The sequence below is a fragment of the Pseudoalteromonas sp. TB64 genome, from assembly GCF_000498095.1.
Classification (GTDB): domain Bacteria; phylum Pseudomonadota; class Gammaproteobacteria; order Enterobacterales; family Alteromonadaceae; genus Pseudoalteromonas.
On the sequence record NZ_AUTQ01000128.1, the window covers coordinates 13,009 to 27,739 of the forward strand.

The following is a 14,731-nucleotide window of genomic DNA, read 5'->3' on the forward strand; positions in this document are numbered from 1 at the left end:
TAGCATGCGCAGATTACCGATATTTTTTGTAATAGATGTATCAGAGTCAATGACTGGAGAGCCAATTGAATTGATGGAAAAAGGAATCGAAAATATCGTTTCTTCTTTGCGTCAAGATCCTCATTCATTAGAAACTGTTTTTATTAGCGTTATAGCATTTGCCGGCAAAGCTAAAACAATTGCTCCCCTAGTTGATTTGATTTCTTTTTATCCGCCTAAAATTCCTGTAGGTGGCGGTACATCTTTAGGTAGCGCATTAAATGTATTAATGGATGAAATAGATACCAACGTAAAAAAAACCACATATGAAACACGTGGTGATTGGGAACCTATTGTTTTTCTTATAACTGATGGAAAACCAACAGACGATCCAAGCCAGGCAATTACGCGTTGGCAAGATAAGTACGCTAAAAATGCCAGCCTTATTGCAATTACGTTGGGCTTAAATGCAGATATTGATATATTAAATCAAGTTGCAAACCCCGTGTTAGCGCTGGAAAACACCGATAAAAATCAGTTCTTTAAATTTATTGAATGGGTAAGTGCATCTGTTAAAGCACAAAGCCAAATGATAGAGCTAGATAATAAAAATTCTCCCGTATCTCTAGAAAAAGTAAGTAACGCTGGCTTAAGAATAATGGGTAATACAAGCGAGCCTAACAACCATGAGGCGAGTGCGTCTGATTCAAGTTGTGTAACATTAACGGGTCGTTGTTCAAGCAATCGTCGTCCTTATTTAATTAAATACGCTAAACCAAAACTTGTTGAAGGGATGGAGCGTTTTATTCAAAACCATCAGTATTATCACCTCGAAGGCGCCTATAAATTAGAAGAAAGTTACTTTGAATGGTCCTCTGATAATTACGTTGCAGAGCAAGTCGATACGTCGTCTCTTGATGGTATCCCGCCTTGTCCGCAATGCGGTAATCAGTCAGCTTTTGCAATGTGCGGTTGTGGTAAATTATTGTGCATTGGCGACGAAGATATTGTTATGTGTCCGTGGTGCGAAAAAAGCATTAAGTTTAGCCAAGGAAGCGGTGACTTTTCTATTACGCGAGGTCAGGGCTAATGACTAAAGTAAAGCTCGAACAAGCATTATTAGACATTTTACTCCAAGCCTCACTTACAAATACAAAACAGTCATTTGTTCAAAAGCGAGCTAACCAACGTTTAGATCAAACCGTTGTACAGCATCATATTAATGCATTGCTTAATGAGCTAACGCCATTAGTAAAAAATGACAAAAGTATGGTGCGTCTAACAACAGAGGGCGCTAAATTGCATAAAAAAAATAACAACTTAAGTGTAAATAAACAAATACCGCCTTTGGTTATTAATGTCCGCTTGCCTAACCTTAAAGCTAATACGTTGTTTTTTGAATCGATATCTCTTGCGAGTGAAGCTGATGCAAAGATCAGCTTTTTCCAAACCAAAAGTATTGATGAGTTTGAGGGCGTAGAATTTGATGCAGATAAATTAACGTTGTCTGGCACAACAACTCAAGTTGGCGATCATCAGTTTGATTTATACGGCTCAACACCGCTTGCTAATGGGCAGGTTCAGGGTGTGGTTGTAAGAGTAAAAGTAACTATTGTGCCCGATCCAAAATCACTGTGGAAAAATATCCCCTCAGACGACACTGCTCGTTTTCATAAACCAGACACACACCACGCATATTGTGAAAATAGCAGCATGTTGTTAATGGGTAGCAGTGTAAGGGGGCGCTCGCATGCTCATAAAGGCATTCATCGCGATGACGATTTTAAACTTTACTGCGACGACTCATCTGAATGGATTATTAGCTGTGTTGCTGATGGTGCAGGTTCGTGCAAATATTCTCGCCAAGGCGCATTTGTTGCGGTTAACAGTGCAACCGATTCACTTAAAGAATCTTTAAATGGACATTACGGCACCGCACTTGAAAAAGCGTATAACGACTTCTCTAATGATAGTAACGAAGAAAACCAAAAATCATTACTCGAAGCCTACCAGCATACTATCGTAAAAGCCGTTTTTAGTGCCGCTAAAGCAATAAACAATAGTGTTGATGCAAACCAAGGCGACAGTATAAAAGACTTCTCTACAACATTAATACTTGCCGCGCATAAAAAAGTGGCAGGTGGCTACCTCGTTATCTCTTTTTGGATTGGGGATGGTGGTATTGCCATATACGATAAAAATAAAAAAGTAGTATTAATGGGCGAACCAGACAGTGGTGAATTTGCTGGGCAAACGCGATTTTTAGATAACAAAATATTTGACGATGGCAGTGTTTACAGGCGCGTTAGAATCGAAAAGGTTGAATCTATGAGTGCGCTTATTCTTGCCACCGATGGGATCACCGATGCATGGTTTGAAACAGAAAAACAACTCGAATCACTAACTCATTGGGACCGACTATGGAATGAGTTAGAGCCTCATGTTACAAACAAAAACCGTAAAGATGGCTTACAAGGTTTAACCCAGTGGATGGATTTTTGGTCAAAGGGTAACCATGACGATCGTACAATTTCTGTTTGCCTCGTTAAGGAGTGATTTATGGCAGTTATTAAAATAAACGCACTTGATGGTTCTGTTGTAGAATTTGTTGATGAGATCATTGGCTCAGGTGCAATGAAAGATGTGTACTTTAGCCCTTGCAAATCCTACGTGGTCGCTTTTTACAGAGACGAGCTAGATCATGCAAGCATAGAACGATTAGAAATGATCACGGGTCGGTATCGCGAAAGTATTTTTCAGCATGAAACCGGTGATTACTGGAAAAGCTTTTTTTGTTGGCCTGAAAAAATTGTTGAACACGACGGTCGAATAGGCGTTGTTGTACCCTCGTATCAGGCGCATTTTTTCTTTGATTATGGCTCAGTTAATAATGACTTTTTAAATATCAAAGGCAAAGAAAAACAAGGTAAATGGTTTGCATCGGCAAATAACCAAAACCGTTTTCTTGATAACCGAGAAAAAGGGGATTGGTCTAAATACCTAAAAATATCCCTTACTATTGCCAGAGCCGTACGCAGATTACATGCAGCAGGGCTTGCTCACTCTGATTTAAGTTATAAAAATGTGCTTGTGTCGCCTGTAGAGGGACTTGCGACCATCATTGATGTTGATGGTTTGGTTGTACCAGGAAAGTACCCGCCAGACGTAGTAGGCACACCTGATTTTATTGCACCTGAGGTGGTAGCCACAGCGCACCTATCTAAAACAGATCCAGCGAGGTGTTTACCAAATATATCAACAGATAGACACGCGTTAGCTGTTTTAATTTATAACTACTTATTACTACGCCACCCTTTGCGAGGCGACAAAGTAAGAGACTTAGACCCGCAAAAAGACGAAACCTTATCCATGGGCGAAAAAGCTTTATTTGTAGAGCACCCTACAAACGCCGACAACCGAATAAAACTAGAAAGAGTAAAACCAACCGAGCTACCTTGGAAAGACACCAACAAACTACCTTACTCAATTACCGGTCCATACATAAGTAAGTTATTTGAAAGAGCGTTTATTGACGGGCTTCATTCGCCACAGAGCCGACCAACTGCTGATGAATGGGAAAGCGCATTAATTAAATCGATTGATTTGATTCAGCCATGCGTTAACGCAGAGTGCAAACAAGGCTGGTATATTTTTGATAATACACTCTCGCCAACATGCCCTTTTTGCGGTACCAAGTACAACGGGTTACTTCCTGTAATTAACTTTTATTCTGAAAGAGAAAAAGGGCGCTTTGTTTCTGATGACCACAGGTTAATGGTTTACACAAACCAATCATTATACAGATGGCACACCAATCGTTTTGTAACACCAAACGAAAGGCTGCAAGCACATGATAAAAAGCGACAAGGCTATTTTGTTTTTCATAATCACGCTTGGTATTTGGTAAACGAAAATATGCCAAACTTACTTAATGCAACAACTAAAGAAAGTTACCCAGTAGGAAGTCAGATTGAAATTACCGAAGGCATTAATTTACTTGTTGGTAATGAAAGAGGCGACCGATTGCTAAATATTCAAATGGTTGATAGTAAATAATATTTATTAACTAAATCTATTTATGTTTATTTATAACTGGGCATATAACAATTTAAATAATAACTTTTTATAGGAAAGAAAATGATAAATAAAAAAGTTTTGTTTGCAGCTGGTGCTGGTGTTGGCGGTTTAGCGAGTGCTGTTTTGGCTCATATTTCAGGTATTCTTGAATCAGCCTTTAGTAGTTGGGTTTTTACAGGAGCGCTTGATGCTGCATTAATTGGTGCATCCCTTGTTTATGTTCAAAATTACTACCAAAGCAATTCATGGGATAACACCAATAAAATATTTAATGGTGCATCTAAAGGGCTTGGTATAGGTGCTGCTGGTGGCTTATTAGCATTTTTATCAATGAATATGTTATCTGATGAGATGGGGCGACTTATTGGTTGGAGTATTAGTGGAGCCGCAGCAGGTTATGTTGCCTCATTAAGAATACCTAATTTAAAAGCACAAGTAGCGTTAATTGCCGGTGCAGTAGGTGGTGCAATTGGGCTTGTTGTAATGAACTTAGGTTTAAGCTACACCATGGGCGTTATTGTAACCGGCGCTGTAATTGGGCTTATGGTTGCAACATCAGAAGAGGTATTTAGAAAAGCATCAATTAACGTCACATTAAAGCCCGTTGGTACTGGCGTTTCATTAGCAAAAGCACACAGCTTTAATTTAACACTTGGTGCAGATCCTATTTTAATTGGTTTTACAGACGACATGGACATTAAGCTAACAAGCAGCGGGATTGCGATGCAAAAGCAAATAGGCAGTATTTCTATTGAAGGCAACGACGTGTTTTTTAACTCAGACATTGATAACAGTAAAGTTAAAATAGCAAAAGACAGAGGCTTTAGCATTGAAAACTGTGAAGTAAGCTTGCAAGGTATTAGCTAACGTTTATTTTTGATATACAACATAATTTAACTATTTAATTATGTTGTATATTATCAAGTTTTATATCAATAACTAAAACTTGATAAACACTTTTATTTAACCTACCGAGTAGGCTAATAGCATAATCTAAAAAAAGAGGGGGTTGTATTTATTTCCCCGTTTCAATGTTTAATACTGCAATTATTCATTGTATTTAAAACTCAAATGTAAAACCAAACTCTCTTAATTTTTCGTACACGTTTATGTCAAAACGATAAAGCGTTGCGGCTCTGTGAGCTACGTTGGTTTGTTTTTCTTTGCAGTTTATTAATAAGTTCATTTTTTGAAACTTACGTCTAAAGTTAGGTTTATCGAGTGATTTATTTAAAATCGACTCGTAAATTCCTTGTAGCTCAAGCAGGGTGAATTTTTCAGGGAGTAAGCTAAAACCAATAGGCTCGTGTCTTACTTTGTAGCGTAAGTAGTCTAAGCCGCTTTTTAAAATATCAGCATGGTCAAACATTAAAGCCGGTACACTATTTACATCAAACCATTCACACTCTAAAGCATTGTCGCCGCTCACAAGGTTGGTTTCTTCAAAGCGAACGAGCGAATAATAAACAATGGTAATAATACGTCTGGCAGGGTAGCGGTCTACGTTACCAAAAGCACCTAACTGATCTAAGTACAGGTTTTCAACACCGGTCGTACTTTTAACAACACGCAGAGCTGCAAGGTCTAAGTTTTCATCTTTACGAACCCAATGACCAATTAAACCCCATTGGCTTGTTGCAAGGCCTCGATTATATTTAACCAGCAACACCTTTAACTTACCTTCATGAATAGCAAATACAATATTATCTACGGTTAGATTACTAATGCAGTCATCAGGAATCGATTCTTCGTCGATGTTGTTAGAAATGTTTGATGTTTTATAGTGCATAAATTACTCAGCCAAAGCTATACGAAGATATTGTTATAAAGACTATTAAGGGTATATAAAAGGTGGGTAAAGCGCAAATAAAAAGCTTTTATAATTCCTATTTAAAACAATCACATCTATTTAATTAATCACTTTATACACTGTACCTGTTTTTACGCGTTAACGCCGATATTCGACTTTGGCTTGGTATTGGTTTTTTATTGAACGAATAATACCTTTGTATGTTAGTAAATTTAACGCTTAATTAGCGCCATGTATTAAATAAATTACTGGCTGATTAAAAATGTAACATAAATGTTTACATGCGCTAAAAATGCATATAGTATTTTTGACTATATCGATTTGCATTGAAAATTGAGCACACATGAACAACACAAAACACACACTCACAATTAAAGAAAAAATAGGGTACGGCCTTGGTGATACAGCCAGTAATATTGTATTTCAAATGGTCGCTAACTTTATGTTGATATTTTATACCGATGTTTACGGTTTATCTGCAGCCGCTGCGGGTACCTTATTATTAGCGGNATAATGGGCAGCATTGCCGATAGAACGCGCAGCCGTTGGGGGTCTTACCGCCCATATATATTATTTTTAGCCGTGCCTTACGGTGTGTTTGCTTGCTTAGCATTTATAACCCCCGATTTTGATTCTACGGGCAAGCTTATATATGCCTACTTTACTTACGGGCTATTAATGACGTGTTATACCGCTATTAATATACCTTATGGCGCACTTGGCGCAGTAATGACAAACGACCCTAAAGAGCGTGCATCGCTTCAGTCATATCGATTTGCAATGGCAATGGCTGCATTGCTTGTAATTGTATGGGCACTGCCTAAGCTGGTTGCTTTTTTTGGCGACGGCGACGATGTAGTAGGTTACCCACTAGCCATGGTGTTTTTAGGCGGACTTGCAGCGGCTTGTTTTTTACTGTGTTTTAAAATGACCAAAGAAACCAAACAAGTTAAACCCGCGCAAAGTAAAAAGAATGCCTTTCTTGAGTTTTTAAGCTTATTTAAAAACGATCAATGGGTTGTAATAGCCGTTATAAGCCTAGCAACATTAATATTAATTGGCGTTAGAGCCTCTGTAGCACCACATTATATTAAGTACTACGTAGGAGAAGCCTCACTTACTTCTAACTTTTTAACACTCTCAGCAATTGGCTCAGTACTAGGGGCTGTGTCTACCAACTTTTTAACCAAATTTATTGAAAAGAAAACACTATTTATAGTCGCTTTAGTTGTCGTAATTATTTCTCACAGCATGTTTTACGTACTTGAGAGCGACGCTATAGTCACCATTTTTATCGTCTACTTTATTGCTAACTTTGCCCACATGATAATTACCCCAATTATGTTTTCGATGGTGGCAGATACGGTTGACTACGGGGCATTAAAAATTGGTCGCAGATTAACCNCGGGTCATTTATTGGCAATAAAACTAGGCTTTGCAATTGGCGGTGCTATTGCAGGGTGGATATTATCTGGCTATGCATACGTGCCTAATCAAGAGCAATCAGAACACACGTTATCAGGCATTTTACTCGCCTTTGCTGGTATTCCAGTAATTTGTACCGTGGCATGTTTAATTTTTATAACACGTTACAAACTTACCGAGCCTGAAGTAAAGCGCATTCAAACGCAGCTGGCTGATAACAAAACCATAAACTAATTTAGCAGTCCACTTTGCACCTTTTAAAAGTGCAAAGTGGGCAGGCAATACTAGGAGTGAAAATGCAAAATACAGCACAAGCAGCACCCCCATCTAATGGATTAAGTGACGCTGAACTTAAACAGTTAAAAGACTTACAACGAGCCAACTCGTTAATACAAAATCATAATGTATTAGTTGATCACATGTATACCGCCGATCCGTCTGCGCATGTGTTTAACGGCAAAGTGTATATTTATCCGTCGCACGACATTGAATCAAAAAATGAAATTAATGATAACGGCGACCACTTTGCAATGCGCGACTACCATGTGTTTTCGCTGGACGAAAACTCAGGCAAAGCCATAGATCATGGCGTAGCACTTTGTGTAGACGACGTAAAATGGGCAAGCAAGCAAATGTGGGCACCCGATGCAGCGCATAAACTTGGTCAGTATTACCTTTATTTTCCGGCGCGCGATCAGCAAGGTATTTTTAGAATTGGCGTTGCAAAAAGTGACAGTCCAACAGGTCCATTTAAAGCCGAAGACGATTATATTCAAGGAACATTTAGTATTGACCCTGCTGTATTTGAAGATGACGACTCAAGCCATTATTTGTATTTTGGTGGTTTGTGGGGTGGCCAATTACAAAATTGGCAAACCAGCGAATTTAATGAACAAAACACGTATCCAAAAATTGGTGAAGCTGCAATCCCTGCGCGTGTTGCAAAATTATCTGAAGATATGATCAGCCTAAGCGAAGACGTAAAAGAGGTTGTTGTACTTGATGAGAGCGGCTTACCAATAACAGTATGCGATAACAACCGCCGCTTTTTTGAAGGCCCTTGGGTACACAAACACAACAGTGTTTATTACTTTTCGTATTCAACAGGTGATACGCACAAAATTGTATACGCAACGGGCAATAACCCATACGGACCATTTACCTATCAGGGCGTTATTTTAAACCCAGTACTTGGTTGGACCACGCACCACTCAATTGTTAAGCACAATGATGGTTGGTTTTTATTTTATCACGACAGTACGTTGTCGGGCGGACAAACCCATTTACGCAGTATGAAAATGGCTAAGCTTGAGCACGACTCAAACGGAAAAATCCAAACAATAAGCCCATATGAACACGCTTAATATAAATAGTTACAAACAATGCAAATTATCTGCGTGAGCACTGCAACGCCTTTTATTTGCATTAAAAAGATATAGTCAATATGACCATTTATTTATTTTGTTAATGGTCTAAATAAGAGGAAGCTGAGGACATATGACAAAATGAAAATATTTTAAAGTAAAAAATAGCACAAAGAATTAGCATAAACATGCTGTTATTTAAAGATTTATTAGTTAAGTAGCACATGTTTAAAACTGGTTGTGGTCTTTGTAAAACGTTTAAAACATACACACACAATAATTATTTATTGACCGTAAAATGAAACAAATAGTTTACAATTATGTTTCGAGTAATTCTTAAAGTCTTGCAGTACGTCAATAATAATTTAATAAGAAAAAGGCATCATGATGTTTAAGAAAAAGATAATTTCAACAGCCATACTCGCTGCAATGGGTACCGTTACGCTTCCTCACCAAAGCTACGCTGCAGAAACCGTTGCCGATGAAGATGTAGAAATAATACAAGTAACAGGCATTAGAGGTTCATTGCAGCGCTCTATGGATGTTAAACGCGATTCTTCTGGTATTGTCGATGCAATTTCGGCTGAGGATATGGGGAAATTTCCTGATACCAATCTTGCTGAATCACTACAACGTATTACCGGCGTATCAATAGATAGAGCGGGCGGTGAAGGTAGCCGCGTAACAGTCCGTGGATTTGGACCTGCTAATAACTTAATTACAATTAATGGCCGCCAACTTCCAAATACAACAGGTGACCGTACATTTGATTTTGCAAATGTCGCATCTGAAAGCGTATCGGGCGTGCAAGTTTATAAAACATCAGACGCAAGTGTTACTTCAGGTGGCATTGGTGCAACTATAAACTTAACAACCAACAGACCCTTAAATAGCCCAGGTATAAAAGCATCGTTTGGCGTTAAAGCTGTAGACGATCAATCTACCGACGAGGGTAGCATTACACCAGAGGTAAGCGGTTTATATTCGCAAACATTTGGGGATGACAAGTTTGGTATTTCGATTTCAGGTAGCTACCAAGACCGTGAAAGCGGTATGCAACAGTTTATTCAAGATCAAGGCTACAGAGCATCTGATTACACAAATACAGGATGGGGCGGCGTACCTGCAGGCGCTGAAGGCGGAACAAACAGACCTACATCAGGCATTTACTCAAACCCGCAACAACCACGTTATGTGTTTGAAGAGCGTCAACGTGAACGTGTAAATGGTCAGTTGGTATTTCAATATCAACCTGTTGAAAATATTACAGCAACCCTTGATTACACGGGCTTTAAAACAACCGTTGAAGAGCAGCACACTGATGCTTCAGTATGGTTTAACTACGCTGGCGACAGAAGTGAATCTGTTTGGGCGGGCGAGCCTAACGCGTATCCACTTATTTACTCAGAAATTTATGACATTCAAAGTGATGCCGACTACCGCGATACGTCGCTTACGGTAGGTTCTTGGGGTCGCGAAGAAAAAACAGATTCATTAGGCTTTAACCTAGAATGGGCGGTATCGGATCAGCTTAACCTAGAATTTGATCATCACAGTTCAAAAGCATCAATGAAAGCAACTGATCCACGCCACGGTACACGTAATAATATTCAGTTACCGTCGTACACTCGTTCGCGTACAGGGCTTGATTTAACCGGTGACTTACCAGGTATTGCTATTGGTAACATTGAAAATTTCACGCCAGAAACCATGCGTTTATCGGGTAGCTGGTTTGCAAACGACAAATACGATTCAGAAATCGATCAAACACAAATCTCAGGTAAGTACTTCTTTGACGACAGTTTAAGTATTGATTTTGGCGTTGCGGTTAATAAAGTAAATAACCATTATCGTCATACGCAAGTACAGCGCCCAGATTGGGGTGGAGTTGGTGTTGAGGGCGACTTTGCTGATATCGATTGGCGCCAAGATACTATTTTAGATAAGTTTCAAGCTAAAGCGGGTAATTTTGAAGGCACTGCAACACAAGGCGAATATGATTTATTTAATACAATCTTTTTTGCCGACTTTGACGCGATTGTAAATGCAGCAGAGTACGCAGATCCGATTGCCAACGTAGATAACCTTTACGGTGATTGTAAAGCAGNCCGACGGCGCAGCGGCAGGACCAAACGGGGAAGGACAATTTTGTGCCTCAACCGATTGGGATGCAGCAACAAACCGCTTTACTGAAGAAAAAACGCAGTCTGCTTTTGCACAAGTAAATTACAAAGGCGAATTGAGCGGCATGTTCTTCGATCTACAAGTTGGCTTACGCTACGAAAAAACAGACGTATATTCTAAAGCAACCGCACCCGGCTACAGCCGCGTAGAATGGAACGAAGATACNGGGTGTTACCGGTATTGAAACGCTAAGCCAATCGGCAGATTACAGCCAGTTCCTGCCAAATATTAATTTTAATATTGAAGTTGTTGAAGATGTAATGATTCGCGCAGCAGCAAGCAAAACTATTTCAAGAGCGGGTTATGGTCAGCTGCAAGGCGGCACAACTATTAATACCGGCGGTAGTTTAAGTGGTTATTCGGGTGGGTCTGGTAATCCAGGACTTAAACCGCTTGAATCAATTAACTACGACTTATCAAGTGAATGGTATTACGGCGAAGGAAGCTATATTTCGTTTGGTTACTTTAAAAAAGACGTAACAAACTGGATAACTACAGGCACTATCGACTCAAATATATTTAACTTAGCGGATCCATTAAATGGTGAAAAATTTAGAGCTGCATCAAGTGCTCTAGGTAGTAATGCATCTAACGAAGACATCAGAAATTACATATTTGAAAACTTTGCTGATGATCCAAATGTGCAACCTAAATTTGATGAAGATGGTGAGTTAGACGGCGGCACAATTGTTGGTGACCCAGACTCAGATGATCCAATTAACTTTAGAATAAACGTGCCTGTAAATGGCGACCAAGAATACACCATTGATGGATTTGAATTTAATATTCAGCACTTATTTGGTGAGTCAGGCTTTGGCGGTATTTTTAACTACACCATGGTTGACTCGGGTCTTGAATACGACAACGATTCGCTAGAGGATACAGAAGCACTCGTAGGGTTAAGTGATACTGCAAACGTGGTGTTCTTTTACGATAAAGAAGGCTTACAAGCACGTATTGCGTATAACTGGCGCGACTCGTTTTTAAATGAACGTCGTGTAAATGGCGATTTAACCGCACCAATTTACACCGATGAGTATTACCAAATAGACTTTAACGTAAGTTACGAAGTACCAGCAGTAGAGGGACTTACTGTATTTATTGAAGGTATAAACATTACCGACGAGTACGTAACATCGTACGGGCGTAAGCAACAGTTGATTTATAACATCACTCAAACAGGCTCTCGTTACGGTTTAGGTGTTCGTTATAATTTTTAATAAATTACCCTTGTAGCAACCTTATAAAAGCCGCATTTTGCGGCTTTTTTATTTGCCTAAATTAACCTAGTAATAATAATATCCAGCTGTTATAGTCAATGTGAATTTAACTTATTAGTTACATTTAATGTGTAGCAATAGGTAAAGGCACACAACAACAATTGGAGCACACAATCCATGGCCAATCATGCATTATTAAATAATGTTGAACATCAGCATTTAAAAATAAACCCTGCACGCAGCACACACCTAGGTGACGGGGTTTGGTACAGCGAAACATTTGTGAGTGAATTTAGAGTCGCTCAAGCACATTACCCAATATTTTTTACCAAAGACGATACAAAAAATACATTTTCGCCGGTGTGTTTATACGGCATAAACAAAGACGAAAACTTATTTTTAGTAAACCAACAATGGCAAGCACACTACATTCCGCTCAGCATGCAGCGACTGCCTTTTGCTATTGCGACTCAAAATACAATGCAAAACGGTGTAGCAACGCAAGAGCGCATGTTAAGTATTGATTTAGACTCGCCAAAAGTGTCAACAAAGCAGGGTATTAACTTATTTTTAGAACACGGCGGGAATAGTGATTACCTCGAAAACATAATAAATGTGCTCGACAACTTGCATCACGGTCTACAACAAAACCAGCCCTTTATTAAAACCTTAATTAAACATGGTTTGCTTGAATCGGTATCGCTAGAGCTTGATTTAGTAAACGGGCTTAAACATAACTTACTTGGTTTTTATACCATAAACGAAGAGTCGCTTAACCAGCTAAGTAGCGATGTAATTACACAGCTGCATTCGCAAGGATATTTAGCGTGTATATACATGATCATTGCATCGCAAGTACATGTGCGTGATTTAGTGGCGCTTAAAAACGAGCAACTTATGCTACAAAAGCACGCTGTGTAAGTACTTAGCTATGGAAAGTTTAGCAAATAATATTCAAACGCTGAGTGGCTTAACTCCCAGTACGTTACCCAAGGAGCTTTTAAACTCGCCTGTGCCTATTGTACTAAAAGGGTTTGTAAGCGATTGGCCCTTAGTTATTGCTGCTAAAAAGTCAGACAGTGCAGCGATTGATTATTTAACGCCGTTTTACGAAGGTTTTTTAGTTAATACTTGCACAATACCTGCCAGTCAAAGCGGGGTTGTAGGGTATAACCCCGATTTGAGCGGTTTTAACTTTACTAATCAGCAAGCTGCATTTATTAATGCGCTTGAGCAAATAACGCAAAGTGCAAATAGCCCACAAGCCGACACTTTATACATTGGCTCTACCAGCATTGCACAGTGCTTACCTGCTTTGGTTAAACACTGCCATGTTAACGCATTAAGCGAAGGCTGTTTATTTAATGTATGGGCAGGCGGAAAGGTTACCGTACCAGCACATTACGACGTAGCGCAAAATTTAGCATGTTGTGTTGCAGGTAAAAGGCGTTTTACTTTATTTGCCCCCGATCAAATAGATAATTTATACATAGGCCCGCTTGATAAAGCACCCGGTGGTCAGCCAATAAGCTTAACCACCACAACTGCGCCCAACTTCACGCAATACCCTAAGTTTGAGCAAGCAATAAAAGCGGCAATTACCGTTGATCTTGAAGCCGGCGATGCCCTTATATTACCCAGCATGTGGTGGCACCAAGTAGAGGGGCTTGGCAGTTTAAATATACTGTTTAATTATTGGTTTAAAAATACGCCTGCGGTGTATGGGCAGCCTACTAATGCGTTGCACCTTGCTATTTTAAACATACGTAATTTACCAAAACATGAGCGAGCAGCATGGCAACGCTTGTTTAATTACTATGTATTTGCTGATAACGAATTTACCCACATACCAGAGCCCGCACAGGCTATTTTAACAAAGCCAATGGATGAGCTAACAGCGCGTAAATTAAGAGCCGAATTACAAAATAAATTAAGACGCTAAGCGTACTTGTAAGGTTTGAATTATGAATCAAAATGCAATTAAAAAAATAGTAATAGCAGGTGGCGGCACCGCTGGTTGGATGTGCAGCGCTGCAATGGCAAAGCTGCTAGGTAAAAATATTGAAATATGCTTGGTTGAATCCGATTTAATACCTACCGTAGGGGTCGGGGAGTCAACTATTCCTACGCTGCATATATTTCACGATTTACTAAAAATTAGCGAATCAGAATTTATGGCAGNCAGCCACTAATGCCACGTTTAAGTTAGGCATATCGTTTGAGGGCTGGAAACAAAACCAGCAAAGCTACTTTCACTCATTTGGTTATGTGGGGCAAGGTTGTTGGGCTGCAGGTTTTCAGCACTTTTGGCTAAAAGGTATGCAACAAGGTGTAGCAGCCGATATTGGTGATTATTGCACAGAGCACGTAGCAAGTCGCTTGGGTAAATTTGCCGTAGTGCCGAATCAAGACCGTAACCATGCTTATCAGTTAGATGCCGGTTTGTACGCTAAGTTTTTACGAAATTTTGCAGAGCAAAACGGCGCTAAACGTATAGAAGGCATGATAAGCAAAGTTAACTTAGAGCCCAATAATGGCTTTATAAAATCGCTTACTTTAGGTGACGGGCAAATTATTGAGGGCGATTTATTTATAGATTGCACCGGCTTTAAAGGTTTATTAATAGAGCAAGCGCTACACACCGGATACGAAGATTGGAGCCATTGGCTCCC

Annotated in this window: 8 protein-coding genes and 3 pseudogenes; 10 read left to right on the forward strand and 1 reads right to left on the reverse strand. The window is 39.5% G+C overall.

Features of this window, described 5'->3' with window-relative positions; translation table 11 throughout:
• The first annotated feature begins 4 nt into the window (after positions 1 to 4).
• The 4 genes from L647_RS0110000 (at position 5) to L647_RS0110015 (ending at position 4,923) form a co-directional block, all read left to right on the forward strand.
• Positions 5 to 1,069 (forward strand): TerY-C metal binding domain-containing protein, encoded by a 1,065-nt coding sequence (locus L647_RS0110000; RefSeq protein ID WP_024611000.1) that lies wholly within the window; start codon positions 5 to 7, stop codon positions 1,067 to 1,069.
• Positions 1,069 to 2,535: a PP2C family serine/threonine-protein phosphatase gene (locus tag L647_RS0110005; protein ID WP_024611001.1), complete on the forward strand. Its 1,467-nt coding sequence runs from the start codon at positions 1,069 to 1,071 to the stop codon at positions 2,533 to 2,535. The genes L647_RS0110000 and L647_RS0110005 overlap by 1 nt, the downstream gene beginning before the upstream one ends.
• Positions 2,536 to 2,538: 3 nt before the next feature.
• Positions 2,539 to 4,035, forward strand: a complete 1,497-nt coding sequence (locus tag L647_RS0110010; RefSeq protein WP_024611002.1) for a kinase — start codon at positions 2,539 to 2,541, stop codon at positions 4,033 to 4,035.
• An 81-nt stretch (positions 4,036 to 4,116) separates the two neighbouring features.
• The gene (locus L647_RS0110015; RefSeq protein ID WP_024611003.1) at positions 4,117 to 4,923 is read left to right on the forward strand and encodes a hypothetical protein; all 807 of its coding nucleotides are present in this window, start codon (positions 4,117 to 4,119) and stop codon (positions 4,921 to 4,923) included.
• 193 nt (positions 4,924 to 5,116) lie between these two features.
• On the opposite strand, the gene L647_RS0110020 is transcribed toward L647_RS0110015, so the two are convergent.
• Positions 5,117 to 5,845, reverse strand: coding sequence for an NUDIX domain-containing protein (locus L647_RS0110020; protein WP_007585186.1), 729 nt, complete (start codon positions 5,843 to 5,845; stop codon positions 5,117 to 5,119).
• Between the two features lie 463 nt (positions 5,846 to 6,308).
• Between L647_RS0110020 and L647_RS01000000123990 the strand changes: the two are divergent.
• The 6 genes and pseudogenes from L647_RS01000000123990 to L647_RS01000000124000 form a co-directional block, all read left to right on the forward strand.
• Positions 6,309 to 7,525: pseudogene (locus tag L647_RS01000000123990) on the forward strand (MFS transporter).
• A 62-nt stretch (positions 7,526 to 7,587) separates the two neighbouring features.
• A complete protein-coding gene (locus tag L647_RS0110030) occupies positions 7,588 to 8,655 on the forward strand; it encodes a glycoside hydrolase family 43 protein (RefSeq protein ID WP_024611004.1) in 1,068 nt (355 codons plus the stop codon).
• Between the two features lie 387 nt (positions 8,656 to 9,042).
• Positions 9,043 to 12,059, forward strand: a pseudogene (locus tag L647_RS01000000123995) (TonB-dependent receptor).
• A 177-nt stretch (positions 12,060 to 12,236) separates the two neighbouring features.
• Entirely contained in the window at positions 12,237 to 12,980 is a 744-nt protein-coding gene (locus L647_RS0110040; protein ID WP_024611005.1) for a SapC family protein, read from the forward strand.
• A gap of 10 nt (positions 12,981 to 12,990) precedes the next feature.
• Entirely contained in the window at positions 12,991 to 14,001 is a 1,011-nt protein-coding gene (locus L647_RS0110045; RefSeq protein WP_024611006.1) for a cupin-like domain-containing protein, read from the forward strand.
• A gap of 22 nt (positions 14,002 to 14,023) precedes the next feature.
• Positions 14,024 to 14,731 (forward strand): annotated as a pseudogene (locus tag L647_RS01000000124000) (tryptophan halogenase family protein); the annotation flags it as partial.

Bases quoted from the DNA above. Each gene is read 5' to 3' on its own strand.
- L647_RS0110005 (WP_024611001.1), top strand. From the start codon at position 1,069: ATGACTAAAGTAAAGCTCGAACAAGCATTATTAGACATTTTACTCCAA.
- L647_RS0110020 (WP_007585186.1), bottom strand. From the start codon at position 5,845: ATGCACTATAAAACATCAAACATTTCTAACAACATCGACGAAGAATCG.
- L647_RS0110010 (WP_024611002.1), top strand. From the start codon at position 2,539: ATGGCAGTTATTAAAATAAACGCACTTGATGGTTCTGTTGTAGAATTT.
- L647_RS0110045 (WP_024611006.1), top strand. From the start codon at position 12,991: ATGGAAAGTTTAGCAAATAATATTCAAACGCTGAGTGGCTTAACTCCC.
- L647_RS0110015 (WP_024611003.1), top strand. From the start codon at position 4,117: ATGATAAATAAAAAAGTTTTGTTTGCAGCTGGTGCTGGTGTTGGCGGT.
- L647_RS0110030 (WP_024611004.1), top strand. From the start codon at position 7,588: ATGCAAAATACAGCACAAGCAGCACCCCCATCTAATGGATTAAGTGAC.
- L647_RS0110040 (WP_024611005.1), top strand. From the start codon at position 12,237: ATGGCCAATCATGCATTATTAAATAATGTTGAACATCAGCATTTAAAA.
- L647_RS0110000 (WP_024611000.1), top strand. From the start codon at position 5: ATGCGCAGATTACCGATATTTTTTGTAATAGATGTATCAGAGTCAATG.